The following is a 20,713-nucleotide window of genomic DNA, read 5'->3' on the forward strand; positions in this document are numbered from 1 at the left end:
TTACCGCTCCAGCAGGGACACGTCCCGGACGGCTCCCTTGTCCGCGGACAGCGCCATGGCCGCGTAGGCGCGCAGCGCCGCAGATACCTGGCGGTCCCGGTCCTTGGGCTTGTAACCGCCGTTGATTTCCAGCTTTTCGCGGCGTTCGGCCAGGATCTCGTCGGAGACCTCCAACTGCAGGGAGCGCTGGGTGATGTCGATGCTGATGATGTCGCCGTCCTCCACCAGGGCGATGGCGCCGCCGGAGGCGGCCTCCGGGGAGATATGCCCGATCGACAGGCCGGACGTTCCGCCGGAGAAGCGGCCGTCCGTGATGAGGGCGCACTTCTTGCCCAGGCCGCGGCCCTTAAGGAACGACGTCGGGTACAGCATTTCCTGCATGCCGGGACCGCCGCGGGGGCCTTCGTAGCGGATGACCACCACGTCGCCTTCCTTGACCTGCTTGTTCAGGATCTTTTCCACGGCTTCGTCCTGGGATTCGCACACCACGGCCGGCCCCTGGAACTTCCAGATGGACTCGTCCACGCCGGCGGTCTTCACCACGGCGCCGTCGACTGCCACGTTGCCGCGGAGCACGGCCAGGCCGCCGTCCTTGGAGTAGGCGTGCTCCACGGAGCGGATGCAGCCACCTTCAGCGTCGGTGTCCAGGGAGGTCCACTCGTTCGACTGGGAGAAGGCGGTGGAGGAACGGACGCCACCGGGAGCCGCGTGCCACAGCGCCTTCGCTTCCCCGGTGGCCTTGCCGCCGCGGATGTCCCAGTCATCCAGCCAGCCGTCCAGGTCTGCGGAATGCACGGAGTGGACGTCCTTGTGCAGGAGTCCGCCGCGGTTCAGCTCGCCCAGCAGGGCGGGGATGCCGCCGGCGCGGTGCACGTCCTCCATGTAGTAGGTCTTGTCCTTGGCCACGTTCGGGGCCACCTTGGCCAGGCAGGGCACTTGCCGGGACTTGGCGTCCATTTCTGCCAGCCCGTAATCAACGCCTGCCTCCTGGGCCGCAGCCAGCAGGTGCAGGATGGTGTTGGTGGAGCCGCCCATGGAGATGTCCAGGGCCATGGCGTTGTCGAACGCTTTCGCGGTGGCGATGGAGCGGGGCAGCACGGAGTCGTCGCCGCCGTCGTAATAGCGCTTGACGAGCTCGACGACGGTGGCGCCGGCTTTCTCGTACAGGGCCTTGCGCGCGGTGTGGGTGGCCAGCACGGAACCGTTGCCCGGCAGGGACAGGCCGATGGCTTCGGTGAGGCAGTTCATGGAGTTGGCGGTGAACATGCCGGAGCAGGAACCGCAGGTGGGGCAGGCGTTCTCTTCGATGAGGTTGATGTCGGCGTCGGATATGGACTCGTCCACGGCGTCGGCAATCGCGTTGACCAGGTCCAGGGAGCGGACGGAACCGTCGGTCAGGGTTACCCGGCCGGCTTCCATGGGGCCGCCGGAGACGAAGACCACGGGGATGTTCAGGCGGAGTGCCGCCATGAGCATGCCGGGGGTGATCTTGTCGCAGTTGGAGATGCACACCAGGGCGTCGGCGCAGTGCGCGTTGACCATGTATTCGACGGAATCGGCGATCAGGTCGCGGGACGGCAGCGAGTAGAGCATGCCGGAGTGGCCCATGGCGATGCCGTCGTCCACGGCAATGGTGTTGAACTCGCGCGGCACGGCGCCGGCAGCGAGGATCGCGTCGGAGACGATCCGGCCCACGGGAGCCAGGTGCGTGTGGCCCGGGACGAATTCGGTGAAGCTGTTGGCCACGGCGATGATCGGCTTGCCGATATCGGAGTTGGCGACGCCGGAGGCGCGCAGCAGTGCGCGGGCGCCGGCCATGTTGCGGCCGTGGGTGACTGTTTTAGAGCGGAGTGCAGGCATGATCCCATCCTGCGGGTTCTGCGCCGTTGGTGGAAGACGGTGCTGATACTAGTAGTGGGAGTACCCGAGTAATAGTATTTTCCGGTGAAGAACTCCGAACGGCGCAAAGAGCTCGGCCTTTTCCTCCGGGCGCGCAGGGACCAGGCACTACGGGCCGATTACGGGCTGCCCCCGATAGCGCGGAAACGTGAACGCGGGCTGCGGCGGGAGGAGGTCGCGTTCCTGTCCGGCGTGAGCGTCACCTGGTACACCTGGCTGGAGCAGGGCAGGGACATCAGCCCCTCCCGGCAGGTGCTGGAATCGGTCAGCCGCGCACTGCACCTCTCGGGCACGGGCCTGGCCTACGTCCTGTCGCTGGGCGGCTATGCGTCCGCGGCGCCGGCTGGCCCCGCCGCGGATGCCGCCCCGCCCCATATCCAGAGGTTGATGGATGCGCTGGACCCCAATCCGGCGTTCGCGCTGTTCCCGGACTGGGGGGTGGCGGGCTGGAACAGGGCCTATGCGGCCCTGTATCCGAACATCGCCACGGTGGCCCCCGCGGACCGCAATCTTCTGTGGCTCGTCTTCACGGACCCCTACGTCAGGGACCTGCTGCCGGATTGGGAGACCACCAGCAAACGGTTCCTGGCCGAGTTCCGCGCCGAAACCGGACAGCGCCTGGGCGACCCGGACATCCAATACCAGGTGGAACGTCTCAAGGAAACGAGTCCCGAATTCCGGGCCGGCTGGGACCGCTACGACATCCTGGGCTTCGAATCCCGCGAGCGCCTGTTCCACCATCCCGCGGTGGGTGTCCTGCAGCTGGAGCACCACCAGGTCTCCCCGTCGGACCGGCCGGACCTCCACATTGTGGTCTACACGCCGGCCCTGGGAAGCGGCTCCGGGGCGCAGATGCAGTCACTGCTGGCTACAGCGGGATAGCCGCAAATTAGGGGTTTTGTTTAGCCGAATTAGGGGTTTGAGCAGCGCCGCAGATTGGGGATTGCTTTTGCTGCTGGGGCGGCTGACACTGAACGAACCTGGGGGGTGTGCGTTCGACTGTGCAATTCCGGGAGCAACAATGCAGGACCATCCATTTCCCCACAAGGACGTCCGCGGAGCCCGCAGGAAGTGGCTCCCCTCCCTGCTGACAGCCCTGTTGCTCGCGCTGGCGGCCCTGGTGGTGCCGGGTCCCGCGTCAGCTGCAACGGGCGATGTGGGGGTCCAGGGCCCGTCCCACTCGGGGACCGGTACGCCGACCGGTACCAAGCGGGCCACCAGTTCGTTGTGGTTCAACGACGGGTCCTGGTGGGGAAACCTCTGGGATACCGCCAGCCTGAGTTTCCATATCTTCCGGTTCAACGCTGCGACGAGTTCGTGGGCGGATACCGGGGTGGCGACCGAGACGCGGGCCAACACGCACCATGACGTGCTGTGGGACGGCGGGACGCTGTTCGTGGCGAGCTACCGTTTCGTCAACGACGGCCTGCCCGCTGAGGCCAATTTCCCCACCACGCTGCGGCGTTACAGCTACGACGCGGAGATGAAGAAGTACACGTCGCTGGGCTCGTCAACCATCAACAATTACAAGGTTGAGGTGCTGACCATCGACAAGGATTCGACCGGCCGGGTATGGGCTACGTGGCAGCAGGGGAACAAGATCTGGCTGAACGCCACGGGCACGGACGGCTCGACGTGGGGCACGCCGTTCCAGCTTCCTTCGTCGCTTGGGAGCGTGTCCGTGGACGACACCTCGGCGGTGATCGCGTTCGGCCCGGGCAAGATAGGCGTGATGTGGAGCCGCCAGGTGGGCGACGCCACCGACGGCATGTACTGGAGCTTCCACACCGACGGCGCCTCGAACACTTCCTGGAGCACTCCGGCGGCGGCGGTATCGGGGCTGCACAGCAGCGACGACCACATGAACCTGAAGTGGCTGGACTCATCGGGCGGCCGCGTGTTCGCAGCGGTCAAGACATCCTTCACCTCGGCATCCCAGCCGCTGATCCAGTTGCTGGCACTGAGCGGGACCACGTGGTCCGCGCACACCATTGCCCCGGTCTCGGAATGCCCCAACCGCGTGATCGTCCTGGTTGACGAGAGCACGCAGATGCTGCGGACGTTTGCCACCTATCCGAAACCCAGCGGCACGACGAACGCCGGCGTGTGCACCAGCTCGGGCGGGGCGATCTACGAGAAGTCCACCCCGCTGGACAACATCAACTTCACCAGCGCGAAGACCGCCAGGATTGTCGACGCCGACCAGTACGTCCACAACGTGACGTCCACCAAGCAGAACCTCAACAGTGTGGCTCGCGGGACGGCCAACAGCGGCCTGCTGCTCCTCGCGGACGTGAATGCCACGAGCCGGTACTGGCACTACTACGACCCGACGGTGGGCGGGGGAACGAGTGATACGACCGCTCCGACGGTAACGGGAACGGCGCCGGCCGGCGGCGCAACAGGCGTGGCCGTCGGCACCAACGTGACGGCAACGTTCTCGGAGGCCATGAACGCCTCCACCATCAGCTCAACCACCTTCACGCTGCGGGCGGGGACGACGACGGTGCCCGCGGCCGTGAGCTACAGCAGCACCGGCAACGTGGCGACGCTGAACCCCGGCGCAGATCTCGCTGCCGCCACTACGTACACGGCGACGGTCAAGGGCGGCTCCGGTGGCGTGAAGGATGCTGCCGGGAACGCGCTGGCAGCTGACAGGACGTGGTCCTTCACCACGGCTGCCGCGGGCGGCGGAACGCAAACCGTCACCCTCACGGTGACCGCCGACAGCTACGTCTCCAGCGGAGCGACGGGCACGAACTACGGCGCAAGCACCACGCTGTCCGTGGACAACAGCCCGGTGCAGTTCACGTACCTGAAGTTCGACCTGTCGCCGTACGCGGGCAGGACCTTGCAGAGTGCCACCCTGCAATTGGGCAGCGCAGCAAATGCTTCCGGAGGCAAGCAGAACATCAAGCTGGTGGCTGACGACAGCTGGACCGAGAGTGGAATCAACTACAACAACAAACCGGCACTCGGCACCGCCATCGGCACCCTGGGACCCACAACTATCAACACCAACTACAGCGTGCCGCTGACCGTCAGCGGCCTTGGCGGTGAGCTCGGCCAGCAGCTCTCACTCGGCATCGACACCGCCAGCACGGACGGGCTGACCCTGAACTCGAAGGAGGCCGGCGCCAGCGTGGCACCACGGCTTGTCCTGACCCTGGCCTGAGCGGGAAGAGGATAATCCTCAAGATTTGCGCAGTTTATCCGGTCGCTGGACAAACCCTCTTCCCACGGCATGGCAACGCTCCTAATGTGAGCAGACGAGCTCGCCAAAGGGGACACACAATGAACAGCTCAACCGACAGTTCTCCGGAAGCCACCGGCCTGGAGACCCAACAGGAAACGGCACCCCAACCGCTGGAAATGCCGCGGAAAGACTGGACCACCACCGATTGCCTGCAGCTGGTGCGGGCGCCCATCAGGTTCACCCGCGCCGACTGGCCGTAGGGCACTGGCCTAAAGAAAGCAGGCCGCCGGCAGGCGGGCCACCTGGACCACTGGTATGACTTCGGCGAAGCCATGCGCCCAACACGGCCAGCGCACTGGTCCAGGTTGTTACCTGCCGTTTCAGGCCCGCGGTCCTGGCTTCCTGCCGCAGACGGCCGGGATCAGCCCGCCCCGGAATAACTCCTATCCCATGGTTACCCGCCTTCTTCCGCCTGTAAACAAGCGCAGGAAGGCGGGTAACCGGATGGGCTGCTACGCCACAGCCCCCTCGCGCACGCGGGCCGGCTCAAAGGCTGCTCCGGCGCCCGGGAAGGTTGGGACAGCGATCCTGGCGTGGGTGTGGACTTCGCTGACGGTCGCCTTGGTGTGTTCGGCGATCCGCTCCATGGTGGTCACCCACATTCCGTCCATGCCCTTCACCCGCTCGATCAGCTGCTCCAGCGCCACGGCCTTGGATGGCCGGCCGGAGATGAACGGGTGGTTGGTCAGCACGAAGCAGCTTCCCTGTGAGTGGTGCGCCTCGGCTTCCAGGGTCCACATTTCCAGGACCTTCGCCGGGCTCTCGATCACGCCGCTGCCCGTGACGCCGGGATAGAAGGCGTACTGCTCCCAGTCGTCCAGCGTCCAGTCCACGGGGATCTCCACGATGTCCCGGGGATCGTGGGCGGCGACGGCGAAGCGGTAGGGGGCGTCGCCGTCGAGCAGGCTCGAATCGTAGAGGAAGCCGCGGTCGGCGAGCAGCGCCGGCGAGTGCCAGTTCAGTTCCCACCACGGGGCGCGGTATCCGACAGGCCGGATGCCGGCCACCTTGGCCAGGGCTTCCAGGCCGCGGTCGAGGTAGCTGGCGTCGGTGGCGGCGTCGATGCCCTGCATCGGCTCGTGCAGGTAGCCGTGGTGCGCCACCTCGTGCCCGCCGTCCACGATCTGTCGGACGATGTCCGGGTAGGACTCGGCGGTGAAGCCGGGGATGAAGAACGTGGCCCGGATGTCCTGGCGTTCCAGGATCCTGAGCAGCCGCGGGACGGCGATCTTGGGTCCGTAGGACTGGTGGGTCATCAGCGACATCCGCCGCGTGCTGGCGGGATCGTGGGCGATGGTGCAGGACTCGGCGTCGACGTCGAAAGTGAAGGATGCTGCCGCTTTGGCGCCGTCGGGCCAGGTGATCGGGTGCAGGGCATCGGGAAAGGCCGGGTGGTTCACGGGGAAATCCTTTCGGCGGGCGCAACGCGCGCCCGCCTGGTTCAGGAGGAGAGGAGATTAGAGGGCCGGGAGGGCAGGCGTGCCGGCGGCCGCCTCGGTTCCGGCGTTCCCTGCGGCCCGGGGCTCCAGGGCGAGGTAGCGGATGTGCTGGCGCTGGCCGAGGACGGCGTACACGGCGGCGCTGGTCAGGCCCCCGGCCAGCCAGGACAGGTCCCAGCCGCCGAGCGCGACGGCGATGGGTCCCTGCATGACGGGGATCAGGCCGTACATGAACAGCCAGGTCGCGAAGATGCCGGCCAGGAGGGAGATGATGCCGGCCCAGTTGACGTTGGGCAGCCGCTTGGTTCCCACGGCGTCGAAGAGGCGCGCGGTCCCGCCGGGCCAGCGCTTTTCCAGCCAGAAGTAGTGCACCAGCATGATCCCGCCCCACGCGGCCACCCACGCCACCAGGCCGATCAGCCAGGCGTCAAGCACCGCGGCGAAGTCCTCCTGGAAGATGAAGAAGACGACGGCGGCGAGCGAGAAGACGCCGACGAACAGGTTGAGTTTGCGGCGGTCGATGGAGATGTCCAGCGCCTGGGTGGCCACCGAGAAGGTGTAGATGTTCAGGATGTTGGTGGCGATGGGCCCATGGAGGACCATCAGCAGCACCGGCAGCGCCATCGCGCCGAAGTTCATCACGATCAGCTTGCCGGGATCGATCTCGCCGCTGTTGGTGGCCAGGCTGGCGCCGAGGACGCCGAGCCACACCACGGGGATGAACTGTCCCAGTACCGATGCCAGGTAGACCTTCTTCCTGGGGACGCTGGTGCTGACGAACCGGGAGTAGTCCGCGGCATAGGTGAACCAGGTGATGCCCCATCCGATGCCGATGGCGGTCATCACGGCGCTCATGGCCGCGATCCTTTCGGAGCCTTCCAGGACGGCGCCGGCAGGGCCCGCGTAGCTCCAGTCGATGTCCATGCCGAACCAGGCCACGGCGGACATGACGGCGAGGATGAGGATGGTGGGCGGCACGGTCCACTTTTCGAACGCGGCGATGGCTTTGTAGCCGAACCAGGCGATGGCCACCTGGAGGGCCATGATGAAGGTGGCGACGCCGATCTTCCAGGCGTAGTTGGGGGCTTCGGGGTCAACCCAGCCGAGGGTTCCGAAGAGTGCCATGACGAGGTCCAGGATGATCCAGGTGTTCACCGCGCACCAGCCGATGACCAGCAGGGCCTGGATGGCGGCCGGCAGGTAATTGCCGCGGCGCCCGAAAGCCGCCCGGGCCAGGACCATGCCGGTGGCTCCGGTCTTCTGGCCGAGGAGGACGAAGCAGCCAAAGAGCAGCATGCCGATCAGGTTGCCCAGCACCAGGACGGTGATGGTGTCCGCCAGCCCCAGTCCCAGCTGGATGCCAAGAGCCCCCAGCACCCAGTTGATGGGCGCCAGGTTGGCTCCGGCCCAGATCCAGAACTGGCCGGATACTTTGCGTGTGCGGGCGGATTCGGGGATGGGCTGCAGCCAGGCTTCGTGGTCCACGTCGTTGTGGTCCTCGGTGGCCTGGGCAGGCTGGCCGTGCGTGGCTGTTGAAAGCTTTTCTTGCATGGGGGCCTCCGTGAGGTGGATAAGTACCAAAAGGCTATGTGGCCCCCATCACAAGCAACAAGATACGATGTGTCGAACACTTTCACCTAATACGTTACGGAATGTCGTGTCAGTCCTTCTTGGCGAAATACTTGCCCACCCCGCCCTTGCCGCCGCTGATCCCGTGGTCCACCCCCGGGGCGCCGACGCGGACTCCCAGCCCGTGCGCTGGGTCCACTCCAGCGAGGTGCTGGACATCGCTCCCCTGCTCCGCGGCGGCGAGTTGCTGCTGTGCGGCGGGATCACGCTGGCGGCAGCCACCCCGGCAAAACGGGAAGACTATGTCCGGGAGCTGGCGCAGCGCGGCATCGCCGCGCTCGCCATCGAAACCGGCGGCGTGCTGCCGGAAATCCCCGCGGACATGCTCGGGACAGCGGAGGAATTCGGCCTGCCGGTGGTGGAGCTGCGCAAGGTGGTGCCGTTCGTGGGCGTCATGCAGGCGATCAACTCCCTGCTGGTGAGCGAGTCGGTGGGACATCTGCAGCAGGCCGACGCCGCGACCCGGGCCATGGCTGCCGAGCTGGCCCACGGCGCCTCGCTCGACAAGATCCTTGGCGTGCTGGCGGGAATGACCGGATCGGCCGTAATGCTGACGTCCCCGTGGGGGGTCACGCTGGGCAGCGCGGTTCCGGAGGGCTGGGAGTCCGACGGCGGCGCCGGGGCAGGCGGGAAGAGTCCCCTTGGACGGGCGGCCGGCACAACGGACGTCACCGTTGATATCCCGTTGCGGGGTGTCCTGATGGGCCGGCTGGAGGTGAAGGTTCCAGACTCCGCGGACACTGCCCTGGCACGGGTGGCCGGGGACCGCGCCGTCGACATCCTCGGCCTGGCGCTGCTCCAGCACACCCCGCCCGGCCTGCATGCCCTGGCCGGCGCCGAACTGATGCGCGCAGTGCTCAACTCAGCCCCGGAATGGCGCCTGGAACAGCTCGCCCCGGCGGCAGGTTTTCCGGTGGACTCCCCCGCCGTGGTGGCGGCCATCCACGCCGCATCACCGCAGGAACTGCGCGGCGCCGTCGAAAACTTCCTGAGCGCACGCCGGATTCCCTGCGCCGCCTATCTTGATGACGCGGAGCTGGTGGTGATGATCGGGCTGCCCTGCGCCGATACGGTGCAGGAGCGGCGGACGCTCCTGGAATCACTGCGGGGGCTGGAAGGGGACCATGACGCGACGATTGCCGTGGGGCCACTGTCGTTGGGCGTGGCGGAAGCAAGCTGGTCCCTGGCGGAAGCCCGCCGGGCCCTCGAGGTGCGGCAGATCCGCCGCCGCAACGCCTCGCCGCGCCGCCGGCCTCCCCTGCGTGGGCTGGTAGTTCTTGACGCGGAGGATGCTGCGGTCGAGAGCCTCACCCTCTCTGCCGTTGACCCATCAGCGCGGGAAGCGTTCGTCAACCGGCAGTTGCGGGCGGTCCTGGAGCACGACGCGCAGCGGCAGTCCCAGCTGCTGGAGACACTGCAGGTGTGGCTGGACTCGGGCTGCAACACGGCGCAGTCGGCCCGCGAACTGCACTTGGAGCGGCAGTCAATGCACCACCGGCTGCAGCGGATCTTCGAGCTGTGCGGCGGTGACCCGCGCGGCACAGGCAGGCTCGCCGCACTGCACCTGGCGGCCCGGATGGCGGGGCTGCCCTGAGAATATCAGCAGTGGGACTAGCTGAGGATTTTGCGAATGACGGTACCGTCGCCCTGAAAAATCAGGATTCGGCTTTGGCCGTCGATCCAGACCCAGAAGTAAGAGGCATCTTCGCTGAGGTCATCGACAGTGCCATGTTCGGGCGCGCAACCTGTTCGTTTGACCACCACTTTGTCGCCGGGGTTCAGGTGGATCCAGTTGTGATAGTCGAGCGGGCGGCTTTCGGATCCGGTGGATGTTGCGTTGACCGCCTGGGTGGCTGTGTCCATGGTGTTCCTTCCTGCGTTGGTGCTGCGTTCGGCCCCCGGGTCCTCGTAGATAAGGATGGGCGGGGCGGGCACTGATGTGCACGCCCCGCCCTCTTCTTTTGGTACTGCTACGTCAGTTCTGCGGTACTACCTGCATGCTTGGGGGCTGGCGCCTCCTGCCCGGACGAATTGTCTGCTGCGTCTGCGAGGCCCTCCTTTTTCTGTACCCACTTTGCCCATGCCGAGGTCACGATCGGGCAGAGCACCGCGGAGACGACGACCGATGCTGCCACTAGGACGGTGGCGTGGTCGGCGGCTGGGGCGTACATGGGGTTTGCCGTAGCGATGATGGCGGGAACAAGCGCGGCGTTCCCGGCTGTGGTTGCCGCCGCGAGGCCGGCGACGCCGTCGCCGCCGGTGAGTTTGTCGGCGAGCAGCAGCACGGCGCCGCCGACGAACACCACGAACAGGCCAAGCGCGATGCCGAGAAGGCCGGCTTCAACCACGGCGTTAAGGTTGATGGTCAGGCCGAGCGACAGGCCGAGGAAGGGCACCATGGCCGGTACCAGCGGGGCCAGGAGATTGCGCATGTTCTTGTCCAGGTTTCCCAGGAGCATGCCCAGCGCCAGCGGGAGGATGGCGCCGACCAGTGCCTGCCAGGGGAACGCGGACAGCCCGGCGATTCCGAGGGTGACCATGGTCAGGAAGGGGCCCGATTCCAGGGACAGGATGGAGTAGGCGCCGGCGTCGCGTTTGCGCCCGAACTGGCCCATCAGCGAGATGTAGAGGCCGCCGTTGGTGTCGTTCAGGGCCGCGACAAGCGCGAGGGTGGAAAGGCCGGCGAGGATGCCGGAGTCGATGGGTGCTTCGCCGAGGAATCGCCCGGCGATGACGCCGATGAGGATTGCGAAGAGGATTTTTGAGCCGAGGAGCACGCCGCCCTTCTTGAGGATGTAGGGCGTTGATTTCACTTCGAGCGTTGCCCCGAGGCAAACGAAGAACACGGCCAGGAGCGGCGCCAGGCCTGTGAAGAAGGCGCCGGTGAACGAACCGAAAAACTTGCCGGCGTCAGGGGCAAGGGTGTGGATAACGGCACCGATGCCAAGTGGCACCAGCATCATGCCGCCGGGGACCTTTTCGAGAGCTTTCTTGATGGGAATCGACATTGATTTCTCCTGTGAATAGCTAAGTGGGGTGGACCGAGCGGTGCGGACCGCGGGTTCCGTTGTTGGGTTGGGGTTAGCCGAGGCCGGGGATGAGCAGAACTTTGCAGGCGTCCGCGGTGAGGAGTTCCACGGCTTCGTCGATGTCACTGAGCTTCTTGCGGTGCGTGATGAGCCAGTCGAGGTCAAGCTTGCCGGAATCGAGGAGCAGCAAGCTTTGTTCCCAGGTTTCCCAGAGCCGGCGGCCGAAGATGCCGCGGAGGGTGATGCCTTTTTTGTTGATGTAGGCGGCGATGTCGACCTCGGCTGGGCGGCTGGGGTGTCCCACGGTGATGACGGTGGCTTCGCGGCGGACGGCTTCGAAGAGAGTCGTCAGGGTCCCTGGAGCTCCGGAGCATTCGAAGGCGACGTCGAAGCCGCCGCGGCGGCCGGTCAGTTCGCGGCACCGTTCGACGATGCCGTCGTTGGGGTGCAGCGCGGTCGCGCCAAGCCTTTCGGCCTGGGCGCGGCGGTAGGGGTTGGGATCGACGGCGATGACGTGGCTGGCGCCCATGAGCAGCGCGAGGTTCACGACGACGAGGCCGACTGGTCCGGCGCCGCTGACGAGCACGGCCCGTCCTGCGACGGAGTAGTTGGCCCGTTGGATGGCGTGGACGGCTACGCCTGCCGCTTCAAGCAGCGCGCCGGATTCCAGTGACAGGCCGGTGGGGAGCTTGACGCAGATGTCCTGCGGGACGGCCGCGTACTCGGCGAAGACGCCGTCGATGTGCATGCCGAGGATCCCGGTGCGTTCGCAGGTGTGGGCGTCGCCGGTGCGGCAGGGGAAGCACTGGCCGCAGGTGAGGTGGCTTTCGAGGGCCACCTGGTCGCCCACCTTGAGTCCAGTGACTCCGGGGCCGACTTCGACGATGGTTCCTGCGCCTTCGTGGCCGAGGATGACGGGGAGGTTGAGGTTGAACGCCTGCGCCGAGGGGGTCCATTCGTAGAGTTCGCGGTCGGTGCCGCACAGGGATGCTGCGCCGACTTCGATGACGACGGAGCCTTCTGTTGCCTCGGGATCACCGGCGTCGGTGACGTAGGTGACGCCTCGTTCGGCTGCGTTCTTGACTACTGCCCGCATGGGGGCCGCCTTTCATTGGTACTGATGCGTGGGGAATCGAATGGAGTGTTAGCTGGGAAGCTGGCCGGCGAAGCGGCGCAGGATGTCGGTGGGGCCCACCTGTCCGCCCTTGAGCAGCAGCCGGCACCGGCCGACGGCGGACGCGGCATCGGCGCGCAGGATGGGGCCGGCGGTGACGAACTGGTCGGACACCCGGAGTTGGCGGACGCCCATGGCGATGAGTGCGTGGCTGGAGGTGTCACCACCGCAGACGGCGATGTCCCGGGTAAGGCCGGCATCGGCCATCCTGGCGGCGATTCCGCCGATCAAGGTCCCGACGTAGCCGGCGTCCACCGGAGTCCCGGTGCCATAACGGGGGTCCGCCGCGCCGCGGGTGGTGTGGACAACAACGTTCCTGCCTGCCCGGAGGGCAGCGGAGACCCGCTCGTCGAGCGCGGCGACGAGGGCGGTGTCATCGCGTTGCAGCAGTTCGGCAGGCACGGGAACGTCCTCCCAGCCGTTGGAGATGGCGTCGCTGAGCTGTTCGGCGGTGGTGCTGGAGGCTGACGCGCTGACGGCCAGCACCGGACCGGATGGGCGCTGCGGTCCGGGCGTGCGCGGAGCCTGGTCCGAGATGGTCCGCGCGAGGGCTGCCATGATGCCTCCGGATCCGACGACGATTGAGGGCCCGTGGCCGTGCTCTTCCCGTGTGAGGGCCTCCGCCACGGCGTCCATCTGGTGTTCGTCCACGGCGTCGACCACGAAGGCCTGCGCCCCGGGTTCCCGGCGCCGGTCGGCCCAGGAGTCCTTGAAGGTGCCATCGCCATAGGCGGGCAGATGGACGGCCCCGGGCTCCTGTGTGCCGCCAAGCTGTTCGGCCAGGACCTTGCGGAGGTCCGCTTCTGACATGGGGGTGGACGGGTGCCGGGACATAACCGGATGGCGGTCCAGCCGGTAAATCCTGCCGGCGTAGGTTGCGTAATGGTTGCTGAACGCGGTGTAACGGCCGAAACCGGGTTGGGCCGGCACTACGGGAATGGGTCCGTGCAGGGGGAACTGCTCGTGGAGGAGCTGGATCCCCCGGCCGATGCTTCCCACGGTCGTGGAACTGTCAAAGGTGGAGCAGACCTTGTAGAGCAGCACTTCGAGGTTGAGTGCGGCGATGCCGGCGAGGTCACGGGTGACCAGGTTGTCGAAGGCTGTTCCGGACAGGGAGCGCGCAGGTCCGGCGAACCCGACGACGTCGGTGTCCGTGGGCAGCGGGGCGTCGCCGATGACGAGCGCGGCTTCGAGCCCGTAGCGGTGGGACTGGGCCAGGACGTCGGCGGCTCCGGTGAGGTCGTCGGCGACGAATCCGAAAGCTGGCATCTCAGGCACCCTTCCCGAAAGTCTGGACTGCGTGCAGCAGGGCGTCATCTCCAGTGTCCGCCTGTTTGGTGGCTGCAGTCAGCAGCGGAACACCGTCAACCGCTGCTTCCCACGCCTGGCGCAGGCTGCGCACACCCGCTCCGGGGCCATCCGGGTGGGCCGCGACCCCGCCGCCGGCCAACATCATCAGGTCGGTGGAACCGACGGCGTCGAACGTGGGCCCGGGCGTGGTGACATTCTGCCCGGACGACAGCACCGGGAGCGGTGCAATGGTGTTCCCGAGGGGCGCAAGCAGGCTGCGGATGTTGGCGGCAACCTCTTCGTCGAGTTCGTAGAACTTACTGCCCAGCCCGCTGGCGTGCAGGTGGTCAGCGCCGGCAAGGCGGGCCATCTGCTGCCAGACCCGGTAGTCCATGCCCAGGGCCTTCGACCGCATGGAGGCCGCGAGGCCCGCGCGGTGGCCGTGGATGGGAACCTCGGCGAAGCTGCGCAGCAATGCCAGGGCCGGCATCCCCATCACCGGAATATTCAGCATCACGCAGCGGCCACCGGCTTCAACTACCAGGTCGTGGCGCCGGCGCAGTCCGGCGAGGTCACCGGTGATGTTGAAGGCGTACATGGTCGAGTGGCCCGTCACCTGCTCGGCGGCGCGGATTTCCTCGGTGGCGACTGCCACCCGCCGTTCCAGCGGCAGGTACGCCGGGTCCGTCATGAGCTCATCGTCCTTGATCAGGTCGATGGATGCCATGGCCAAGTCCCGGACCACCAGCCGGAATTCCTCTTCCGAAAGCCCGACGTTGGGCTTGACGATGGTGCCGACCATCACCCCCTGGACGTCGCTGATGAGTTTGCGCGTTCCCTCGATGCCGAAGGCGGGACCGGGGTGGGCAGCGACGAAGTCCCTCGGTAACTGGATGTCCTGCAGGCGGCAGGCGTACAGGTCGCCCAGTTCGAAGAGGTTGCCCGCGATCGCCGTCTGCAGGGTGGCGAGGTCGGTACCGACGTTTTCCATCGGGAAATCTACGGTCACCAAGGCGGCCCGGACCTTTTCCGGGTTGGCCCGTGACGGCAGGGAGGGGCGGCAAAAGCCAAGTTCCTGGACGTCCGAGATCCGGGCGGCATGCCGTTCCCGGATCCGTGCGGATTCTCCGGGCACCGGCAGGAAGGTCCCGCTGGACTGCTCACCCGCCATGATGGCGGCAGCCTTTTCGGGTTCAATCTCGGACTCGAGGTAATAGGTGCAACGCACCGAGCGCGGGTCGCGCATGGAACTCTCCAATTCAAGGGGATTTGAAACTCACGTACCGGCTGTCACCTACAGGTACTTACACGGCACTGACGCACCATTGCGGGCTCAGGCAGGTGACCGGCCTTCGGGTCCAACGGATCTTCCGTGATCCGCAGGTTCAAAGTTGTACGTACCTTTGATACGTACAATACTGGGTGGTGTAGGTCACGTCAAGACCGGCGAAAAACACCCGCCCGCCGGAACCGGGCAGTAGGACCGCAGCGGGAGGACTAAGATCTTGCTCAGTGGCAGAGGAGTTAGCGTGAGTTTGGAACCAGCAGCACCAAAGGCGGAGCCGGCGGGACGCGCAGGTGGTTTGAACCGGGAAGCCGGGGGCCCTCTTCACGCCCAGATTCGGGACATCCTGCACCGGCAGATTGTTGATCTTGCCCTTTCCCCGGGCTCGTCCCTGCCCACCGAAGAGGAGTTGCAGCGGCAGTTCGGGGTCTCGCGAAGCGTCGTGCGGCAGGCCTTGTCCGGCCTCGCCGACCTGGGCCTGATCCGCCGGCAACGCGGCCGGGGCAGCGTCGTGGCCGCAACCCCCGTCCTCCGCCGGCACGTCCAGCGCGCGGGCGGCCTGGACGAACAGGCCGCCGCGCACGGCCAGCGGCTGCGTACCCACGTCCTCACGGTGGAAGCCTCCGAGCCGCCGCAGGCAGGCATCGAGGCCCTCAATACCATCAACACGTGGAAAATCGAGCGGGTCCGCTACCTTAATGACCTGCCCGTGGCGTTCATGCGGACCTGGGTCCCGCGCGACTTCTTCCCGCACTTCACGGTCGAATTGCTTGAAGACGCGTCACTGCTGGGCCTGATGCGCGATCACGGGTACCACCCCGCCGGTGGTCCCCGGCAGGTGCAGGCAGTCTCTTCAGATCCTGACCTGGCCCGGATGCTGAACATCAACACCCGCGAACCACTGCTCCTGCTCCAGGGCGTCACCCGGGATGCCCTGGGCCACGGCCTGGAATGGTTCAACGTCTGGCACAGCCCCAACACCGTCTTCGACGTGGACGCACAAGTCACCACCCAGCCAGGGAGGGTGTCGCAGGAACACCTTCGGCGGCTGCGGAACCTGACGCAGCAACTTGAATCAGAACTGGCCGACCTCGAACGAGGGGCGCGCTAGACGGGGCCTGGCGTCACCTCAATTCCGGCCGGGCCATCCGAAGTGAAAGGGGTGCAGCTATGTCCACGCGGGACACTTCCTCCGTGGGAGCGCCATGCTGGGTCGATACCTGGCAACCGGATCCCCGGGCTGCCAAGGAGTTCTACGGTGAACTTTTCGGCTGGAGTTTCGATGCGGCCATTGCGCTGTCGGGATTCGAGGGCGAGTACTACCCGGCGCGCCTTGACGGACGCTTGGTGGCCGGAATTGGTCAAGCCCCGCCGCAGTCGCCCGCCGGATGGCTTACCCACGTGCGTGTGGATGACCTTGGAAAGGCGGTAGCCCGCGCGGAGCAGGCGGGGGGCCGGCAGCTCGGATCCTTCGATGCCCTGGCCCCTGCGGCCCTCGTTGCGGATTCCTCCGGGGTGCTGTTCTGCCTGCGGCAGGCGGGGGAACACGACGGCGTTGAGCTGGCCGACCAGCCGAACTGCTGGGCCATGAGTTCCCTGCACACCCCGGATGTTGGAATGGCCCAGGAGTTCTACCAGGCCATGTTCGATTGGGAGTTGACGCCGATGCCCGGCGCTCCCTTTTCACTGTGGCAGCGCGACGGCCGGGTGGTGGCCGCCGTCACCACCACCGACGGCGTCGATGTTCCTCCGCACTGGAGCGTGAACTTCGCGGTCAGCAGTGCGGACGGCATCGCCGGCCGGGCCGTTGCCCTGGGCGGCGGGATCGTCATGGCGCCCGCGGACACCCCGGGATTCAGGAGCGCGGTGATCAGGGATCCATGGGGCGGCGTGCTGGCGGTCAGCGCGGCCACCTGACAAGGGCCCCGCCGCACCGGCGTGCCGGCGTCAGGCCGCCGGCCGCCCGCCCAGGCGGGTTGTGACCTTGGCGGCGGCGGCCATGCAGGCCTCGGCCAGGCCCTCGAACTGTTCCTTGGACACCCGGAACCGTGGGGCAGGGATGAGGACAGCGGCCACCACGTCGCCGCGGTGGTCCCGGACGGGTGCGGCGACACCCACTTCATCCATGGACGACTCGCCGTAGTTACCGGCCCATCCGCGCCGCCCCACGTCCTGGAGCCGCGCCTCGTAAGCCGCCAGGCCGGCGTCGTCCAGTCCCGGGAAAGTGATGGTGCCGCTCCGCAGCAGCCCGCGCACCCGCTCGGCGGGCAGGGTGGACAGGAACACCTGGACGGAGGCGCTCATCGCGTCGCGGTAGCGTGCGCCCAGGGGCGTGGTGTGCTTGATCTGCTGGTGGCTGGCGATCTGCTCCACGCAGATGGCCTCGTCACCGTTCCACAGCATGAGCGCGCTGGTTTCCCCGGTCTGCTCGGCCAGCTGCCGCAGCACGGGGTAGGCAACACGGCGTTCCTCCATCTCGGCCAGCAAGGGCCCGGCGACGGCGATCAGGCCCAGCCCCAGGCGGAACCGCTTGGTTTCCGGGTCCCGCTCCACCAGGTTCTCCTGCTCGAAGGTGGCCAGGATCCGGGAGACGCTGCTCTTGTGCATGCCCACCCGGTTGGCGATCTCCGTGACGCCGAGCAGGGGTTCGTCCGCGGTGAAGGTGCGCAGGACGGCGATGGCATTGACGACGACGGAGGCGCCTTTGGCGTCCGTCCCGCCGTTGGTGCCGGTTCCGTTGGCGCTGGTTCCGTTGGCGCTGGTTCCGTTGGCGCTGGCGTCTTTGGCTGGTGCAGGAGTCATGGTGGACACCATCTTTCCTCATAAAACGGCGCAGGCGGCGCCACGTGTCCGTGACGCCGCCATGCCGGTGCTGCTGGTTACGCCTCGATGATGTTCTTCTCCGGGCCGAACGGGAACTTGGTGATGTTCTCCACCGTGTCCTCGCCGATAACCAGGATGTCGTGCTCGCGGTATCCGCCGGCGCCCGGCTGGCCGTCCGCCACCGTGATCATGGGCTCCATGGAGACCACCATGCCCGGCTCGAGGACGGTGTCGATGTCCTCGCGCAGCTCCAGGCCGGCTTCACGGCCGTAGTAGTGGCTGAGGACGCCGAAGGAGTGGCCGTAGCCGAAGGTGCGGTTGGCCAGCAGGCCGTGGCTGATGTAGATCTCGTTGAGCTCGGCGGCGATGTCCTTGCAGACGGCACCGGGCTTGATGAGTTCCAGGCCGCGCTCGTGGACCTCGACGTTGATGTTCCACAGCTCCAGGGAGCGCTCGTCCGGCTGGCCGAGGAAGAGCGTGCGCTCCAGCGCGGTGTAGTAGCCGGAGGTCATCGGGAAGCAGTTGAGCGAGAGGATGTCGCCCTTCTGCAGCTTCCGGGTGGTGGCCCAGTTGTGGGCGCCGTCGGTGTTGATGCCGGACTGGAACCACACCCAGGTGTCGCGGACCTCGCGGTCCGGGAACGTCCTGGCGATCTCGTGCACCATGGCCTCGGTGCCGGCGAGGGCGACTTCGTATTCGGTGATGCCCTCGCGGATGGCCTTGCGGATGGCTTCGCCGCCGAGGTCGCCGATGCGGGCGCCGTGCTTGATGACCTCGATTTCCTCGGCGGACTTGATCATGCGCTGGCGCATGGCGTCCTGGGAGACGTCCAGGAGTTCGGCGCCCGGGAAGGCGGCGGCGATCTTCTCGCGGGTCAGGCCCGGGAGGAAGTCGTCCTCGACGCCGAGGCGGGATGCCTTGACGCCGCGCTGCCGCAGGGCCTCCTGGAGGCCAAAGTAGAAGTTGTCCCGGCGCCAGTCGGTGTAGACGATGTTCTCGCCGTAGGAGGTGCGCCACGGCATGCCGGCGTCGATGTTGGCGGTGATCGTCACGGAGTCGTCGGCGGTGACCACCAGGGCGTAGTTGCGGCCGAACGTGGTGTACAGGAAGTCGGAGTAGTACTTGATGCCGTGGTAGCTGGTCAGGATGACGGCGTCCAGGTCCTTGGCGGCCATGATCCGGCGCAGGCCGCCCAGGCGGCGCTCGAACTCCGCGTCGGAGAACGTGAGCTTGCCCTTGGAGCCGTTGTGCAGGACCTTGAGGCGCTCGAGCTCGGCGATGGAGGATGCGTTATCGGCGGTGATAGTCACGAAAATGTGCCTTTCTGGGTGTGGTTGGGTAGCAGCGCGGCCGGTTTTGCGGCGCTGCTGGTTTGTGGTGTGGAAGATGGTGTGCGGGTCAGACGTGCTTGAGCGGCTTGCGCGAGGTTTCCGCGGCGAACAGCACGGCCACCAGGGATACCAGCGACGCCGCGACGAGGTACCAGCCGGGGGCGAGCTTGGTCTGGGTCAGGCCGATCAGCAGGGTGGCCATGAAGGGTGCCGTGCCGCCGAAGAGGGCGTTGGAGAGGTTGAAGCTGACGGCGAACCCGGTGTAGCGGACCTTGGTGGGGAACAGTTCGGCCAGGAAGCTGGGCAGCGTGCCGTCGTTCAGGGTGAGCATGCCGCCCAGCAGGATCTGGACCAGCACGATGACCAGGAAGTTGCCGGTATCGAGCAGCATGAAGGCCGGAACCGTCAGGAGCGTGAACAGGATGGAGGCGGTGATGAGCATGCGCTTGCGGCCGAAGCGGTCCGAGGCCAGCCCGGTGAGGAAGATGAAGCCGATGTAGCTGGCCAGGGCGATGGTGGTGGCCAGGAAGGATTCGGTGGAGCCAAAGCCCAGCTCCTCCGACAGGTAGGTGGGCATGTAGCTGAGGATGACGTAGAAGCCGACGGCGTTGAGCAGCACGGCACCGCAGGCGATGGCCAGCTGTTTCCGGTACGTCCGGAACATGGCGGACACCGGAGCCTTGACGGCCTGGTCCTCCTCCGCGGCCAGGGCGCGGAAGGCGGGGGTGTCCTCGAGCTTGGTGCGGATGTACCGGCCGATCAGGCCCATGGGGGCGGCGAGGAGGAACGGCAGCCGCCAGCCCCAGTCGTGCAGCTGTTCCGTGCTGAGGACGGAGCTGAGCAGCGCCGCGATCAGTGAGCCGAGGAGCAGGCCGGCGGCGGTGCTGGCGGGCACGACGGCGGCATAGAGTCCGCGACGGTTGGCCGGCGCGTATTCCACCAGGAAGGCGGAGGCGCCGGCGTACTCGCCCGCGGCCGAGAATCCCTGGACCACGCGGACCAGCAGCAGCAGGACCGGGGCCATGAGGCCGATGGTTGCGTAGCCGGGGATGAGGGCGATGCAGAAGGTCGAAACGGACATGATGACGATCGAGAGCGACAGGGCCTTGCGCCGGCCGACCTTGTCTCCGATGTGGCCCCAGACGAAGCCGCCCAGGGGCCGGACGAAGAAGGAGATGGCGAAGACCGCGAAGGTCGCCAGCAGGGCGGTCTGCCGGTCCGCCTCCGGGAAGAAGACCGACGAGATGACGGCGGCGAGGTAGCCGTAAACGGCGTAGTCGAACCATTCGACGAAGTTGCCGATGAAGCTTGCCGTGACCACCCGGCGCCGGACGTCTTTGCTGGGTGCGGCGCTTTCAGCGCCGGCCGGGGCAGGGCCGTTGGCGCCATCGCCAATGAGTCCTGCCCCGGGAAGGTTTGATTCGGTGCGCATGTAACCACCAGTGAGAGTTGGAGTTGCAATGATTGCAACGTGGTTGTTTCAACATAGGTCGTGACGCGCACCACAGTCAAGAGGTTGTTGCAGTATTTCCTACCGGGTTTTACCGACAAGCCCGGG

17 protein-coding genes are annotated in these 20,713 nt (G+C 66.7%); 6 read left to right on the top strand and 11 right to left on the bottom strand.

Going from position 1 to position 20,713, the window contains the following annotated elements:
* Positions 1–1,860 carry a dihydroxy-acid dehydratase gene (gene ilvD, locus ACYSM9_RS15320; protein WP_461857812.1) on the bottom strand — a complete coding sequence of 620 codons (1,860 nt, stop codon included), beginning with the start codon at positions 1,858–1,860 and terminating at the stop codon, positions 1–3.
* 84 nt (positions 1,861–1,944) lie between these two features.
* Here ilvD and ACYSM9_RS15325 point away from each other — a divergent pair, with 84 nt between their 5' ends.
* From ACYSM9_RS15325 to ACYSM9_RS15335, 3 genes are all read left to right on the top strand, one after another.
* Positions 1,945–2,781 carry a helix-turn-helix transcriptional regulator gene (locus tag ACYSM9_RS15325; protein WP_461857813.1) on the top strand — a complete coding sequence of 279 codons (837 nt, stop codon included), beginning with the start codon at positions 1,945–1,947 and terminating at the stop codon, positions 2,779–2,781.
* 139 nt (positions 2,782–2,920) lie between these two features.
* On the top strand, positions 2,921–5,074 hold the full coding sequence (locus ACYSM9_RS15330) for an Ig-like domain-containing protein (protein ID WP_461857814.1): 2,154 nt from the start codon (positions 2,921–2,923) through the stop codon (positions 5,072–5,074).
* Positions 5,075–5,193: 119 nt separating this feature from the next.
* Positions 5,194–5,355, top strand: coding sequence for a hypothetical protein (locus ACYSM9_RS15335; RefSeq protein WP_461857815.1), 162 nt, complete (start codon positions 5,194–5,196; stop codon positions 5,353–5,355).
* Positions 5,356–5,607: 252 nt separating this feature from the next.
* On the opposite strand, the gene ACYSM9_RS15340 is transcribed toward ACYSM9_RS15335, so the two are convergent.
* Together ACYSM9_RS15340 and ACYSM9_RS15345 are read right to left on the bottom strand one after the other, a co-directional pair.
* Positions 5,608–6,555 (bottom strand): polysaccharide deacetylase family protein, encoded by a 948-nt coding sequence (locus ACYSM9_RS15340; RefSeq protein ID WP_461857816.1) that lies wholly within the window; start codon positions 6,553–6,555, stop codon positions 5,608–5,610.
* Between the two features lie 57 nt (positions 6,556–6,612).
* Complete coding sequence (locus ACYSM9_RS15345; protein WP_461857817.1) at positions 6,613–8,145, bottom strand: purine-cytosine permease family protein; 1,533 nt, start codon at positions 8,143–8,145, stop codon at positions 6,613–6,615.
* Between the two features lie 106 nt (positions 8,146–8,251).
* Between ACYSM9_RS15345 and ACYSM9_RS15350 the strand changes: the two genes are divergently transcribed.
* Positions 8,252–9,817, top strand: a complete 1,566-nt coding sequence (locus ACYSM9_RS15350; RefSeq protein WP_461857818.1) for a PucR family transcriptional regulator — start codon at positions 8,252–8,254, stop codon at positions 9,815–9,817.
* Between the two features lie 17 nt (positions 9,818–9,834).
* Here ACYSM9_RS15350 and ACYSM9_RS15355 read toward each other — a convergent pair whose 3' ends face one another.
* The 5 genes from ACYSM9_RS15355 to ACYSM9_RS15375 form a co-directional block, all read right to left on the bottom strand.
* Positions 9,835–10,086, bottom strand: a complete 252-nt coding sequence (locus ACYSM9_RS15355; protein WP_461857819.1) for a hypothetical protein — start codon at positions 10,084–10,086, stop codon at positions 9,835–9,837.
* A 107-nt stretch (positions 10,087–10,193) separates the two neighbouring features.
* Positions 10,194–11,231: a 2-keto-3-deoxygluconate permease gene (locus tag ACYSM9_RS15360; RefSeq protein ID WP_461857820.1), complete on the bottom strand. Its 1,038-nt coding sequence runs from the start codon at positions 11,229–11,231 to the stop codon at positions 10,194–10,196.
* A 73-nt stretch (positions 11,232–11,304) separates the two neighbouring features.
* Positions 11,305–12,348 carry a zinc-dependent alcohol dehydrogenase gene (locus ACYSM9_RS15365; protein ID WP_461857821.1) on the bottom strand — a complete coding sequence of 348 codons (1,044 nt, stop codon included), beginning with the start codon at positions 12,346–12,348 and terminating at the stop codon, positions 11,305–11,307.
* A 48-nt stretch (positions 12,349–12,396) separates the two neighbouring features.
* Complete coding sequence (locus ACYSM9_RS15370) at positions 12,397–13,695, bottom strand: four-carbon acid sugar kinase family protein (protein WP_461857822.1); 1,299 nt, start codon at positions 13,693–13,695, stop codon at positions 12,397–12,399.
* Between the two features lies 1 nt (position 13,696).
* Complete coding sequence (locus ACYSM9_RS15375; protein WP_461857823.1) at positions 13,697–14,962, bottom strand: RuBisCO large subunit C-terminal-like domain-containing protein; 1,266 nt, start codon at positions 14,960–14,962, stop codon at positions 13,697–13,699.
* A gap of 283 nt (positions 14,963–15,245) precedes the next feature.
* On the opposite strand from ACYSM9_RS15375, the gene ACYSM9_RS15380 reads away from it, so the two are divergent.
* Together ACYSM9_RS15380 and ACYSM9_RS15385 are read left to right on the top strand one after the other, a co-directional pair.
* A complete protein-coding gene (locus tag ACYSM9_RS15380; protein ID WP_461857824.1) occupies positions 15,246–16,112 on the top strand; it encodes a GntR family transcriptional regulator in 867 nt (288 codons plus the stop codon).
* A 59-nt stretch (positions 16,113–16,171) separates the two neighbouring features.
* Positions 16,172–16,918 carry a VOC family protein gene (locus tag ACYSM9_RS15385; protein WP_461857825.1) on the top strand — a complete coding sequence of 249 codons (747 nt, stop codon included), beginning with the start codon at positions 16,172–16,174 and terminating at the stop codon, positions 16,916–16,918.
* A gap of 30 nt (positions 16,919–16,948) precedes the next feature.
* On the opposite strand, the gene ACYSM9_RS15390 is transcribed toward ACYSM9_RS15385, so the two are convergent.
* From ACYSM9_RS15390 to ACYSM9_RS15400, 3 genes are all read right to left on the bottom strand, one after another.
* Entirely contained in the window at positions 16,949–17,803 is an 855-nt protein-coding gene (locus ACYSM9_RS15390; RefSeq protein ID WP_461857826.1) for an IclR family transcriptional regulator, read from the bottom strand.
* A gap of 77 nt (positions 17,804–17,880) precedes the next feature.
* The gene (locus ACYSM9_RS15395; RefSeq protein ID WP_461857827.1) at positions 17,881–19,134 is read right to left on the bottom strand and encodes a M24 family metallopeptidase; all 1,254 of its coding nucleotides are present in this window, start codon (positions 19,132–19,134) and stop codon (positions 17,881–17,883) included.
* Positions 19,135–19,222: 88 nt separating this feature from the next.
* Entirely contained in the window at positions 19,223–20,587 is a 1,365-nt protein-coding gene (locus ACYSM9_RS15400; RefSeq protein ID WP_461857828.1) for an MFS transporter, read from the bottom strand.
* Between the last annotated feature and the right edge of the window lie 126 nt (positions 20,588–20,713).

The sequence above is a fragment of the Arthrobacter sp. C152 genome (assembly GCF_054890965.1).

Bases quoted from the DNA above. Each gene is read 5' to 3' on its own strand.
- ilvD (WP_461857812.1), bottom strand. From the start codon at position 1,860: ATGCCTGCACTCCGCTCTAAAACAGTCACCCACGGCCGCAACATGGCC.
- ACYSM9_RS15335 (WP_461857815.1), top strand. From the start codon at position 5,194: ATGAACAGCTCAACCGACAGTTCTCCGGAAGCCACCGGCCTGGAGACC.
- ACYSM9_RS15365 (WP_461857821.1), bottom strand. From the start codon at position 12,348: ATGCGGGCAGTAGTCAAGAACGCAGCCGAACGAGGCGTCACCTACGTC.
- ACYSM9_RS15360 (WP_461857820.1), bottom strand. From the start codon at position 11,231: ATGTCGATTCCCATCAAGAAAGCTCTCGAAAAGGTCCCCGGCGGCATG.
- ACYSM9_RS15400 (WP_461857828.1), bottom strand. From the start codon at position 20,587: ATGCGCACCGAATCAAACCTTCCCGGGGCAGGACTCATTGGCGATGGC.
- ACYSM9_RS15370 (WP_461857822.1), bottom strand. From the start codon at position 13,695: ATGCCAGCTTTCGGATTCGTCGCCGACGACCTCACCGGAGCCGCCGAC.
- ACYSM9_RS15330 (WP_461857814.1), top strand. From the start codon at position 2,921: ATGCAGGACCATCCATTTCCCCACAAGGACGTCCGCGGAGCCCGCAGG.
- ACYSM9_RS15345 (WP_461857817.1), bottom strand. From the start codon at position 8,145: ATGCAAGAAAAGCTTTCAACAGCCACGCACGGCCAGCCTGCCCAGGCC.
- ACYSM9_RS15375 (WP_461857823.1), bottom strand. From the start codon at position 14,962: ATGCGCGACCCGCGCTCGGTGCGTTGCACCTATTACCTCGAGTCCGAG.
- ACYSM9_RS15355 (WP_461857819.1), bottom strand. From the start codon at position 10,086: ATGGACACAGCCACCCAGGCGGTCAACGCAACATCCACCGGATCCGAA.
- ACYSM9_RS15385 (WP_461857825.1), top strand. From the start codon at position 16,172: ATGTCCACGCGGGACACTTCCTCCGTGGGAGCGCCATGCTGGGTCGAT.
- ACYSM9_RS15390 (WP_461857826.1), bottom strand. From the start codon at position 17,803: ATGACTCCTGCACCAGCCAAAGACGCCAGCGCCAACGGAACCAGCGCC.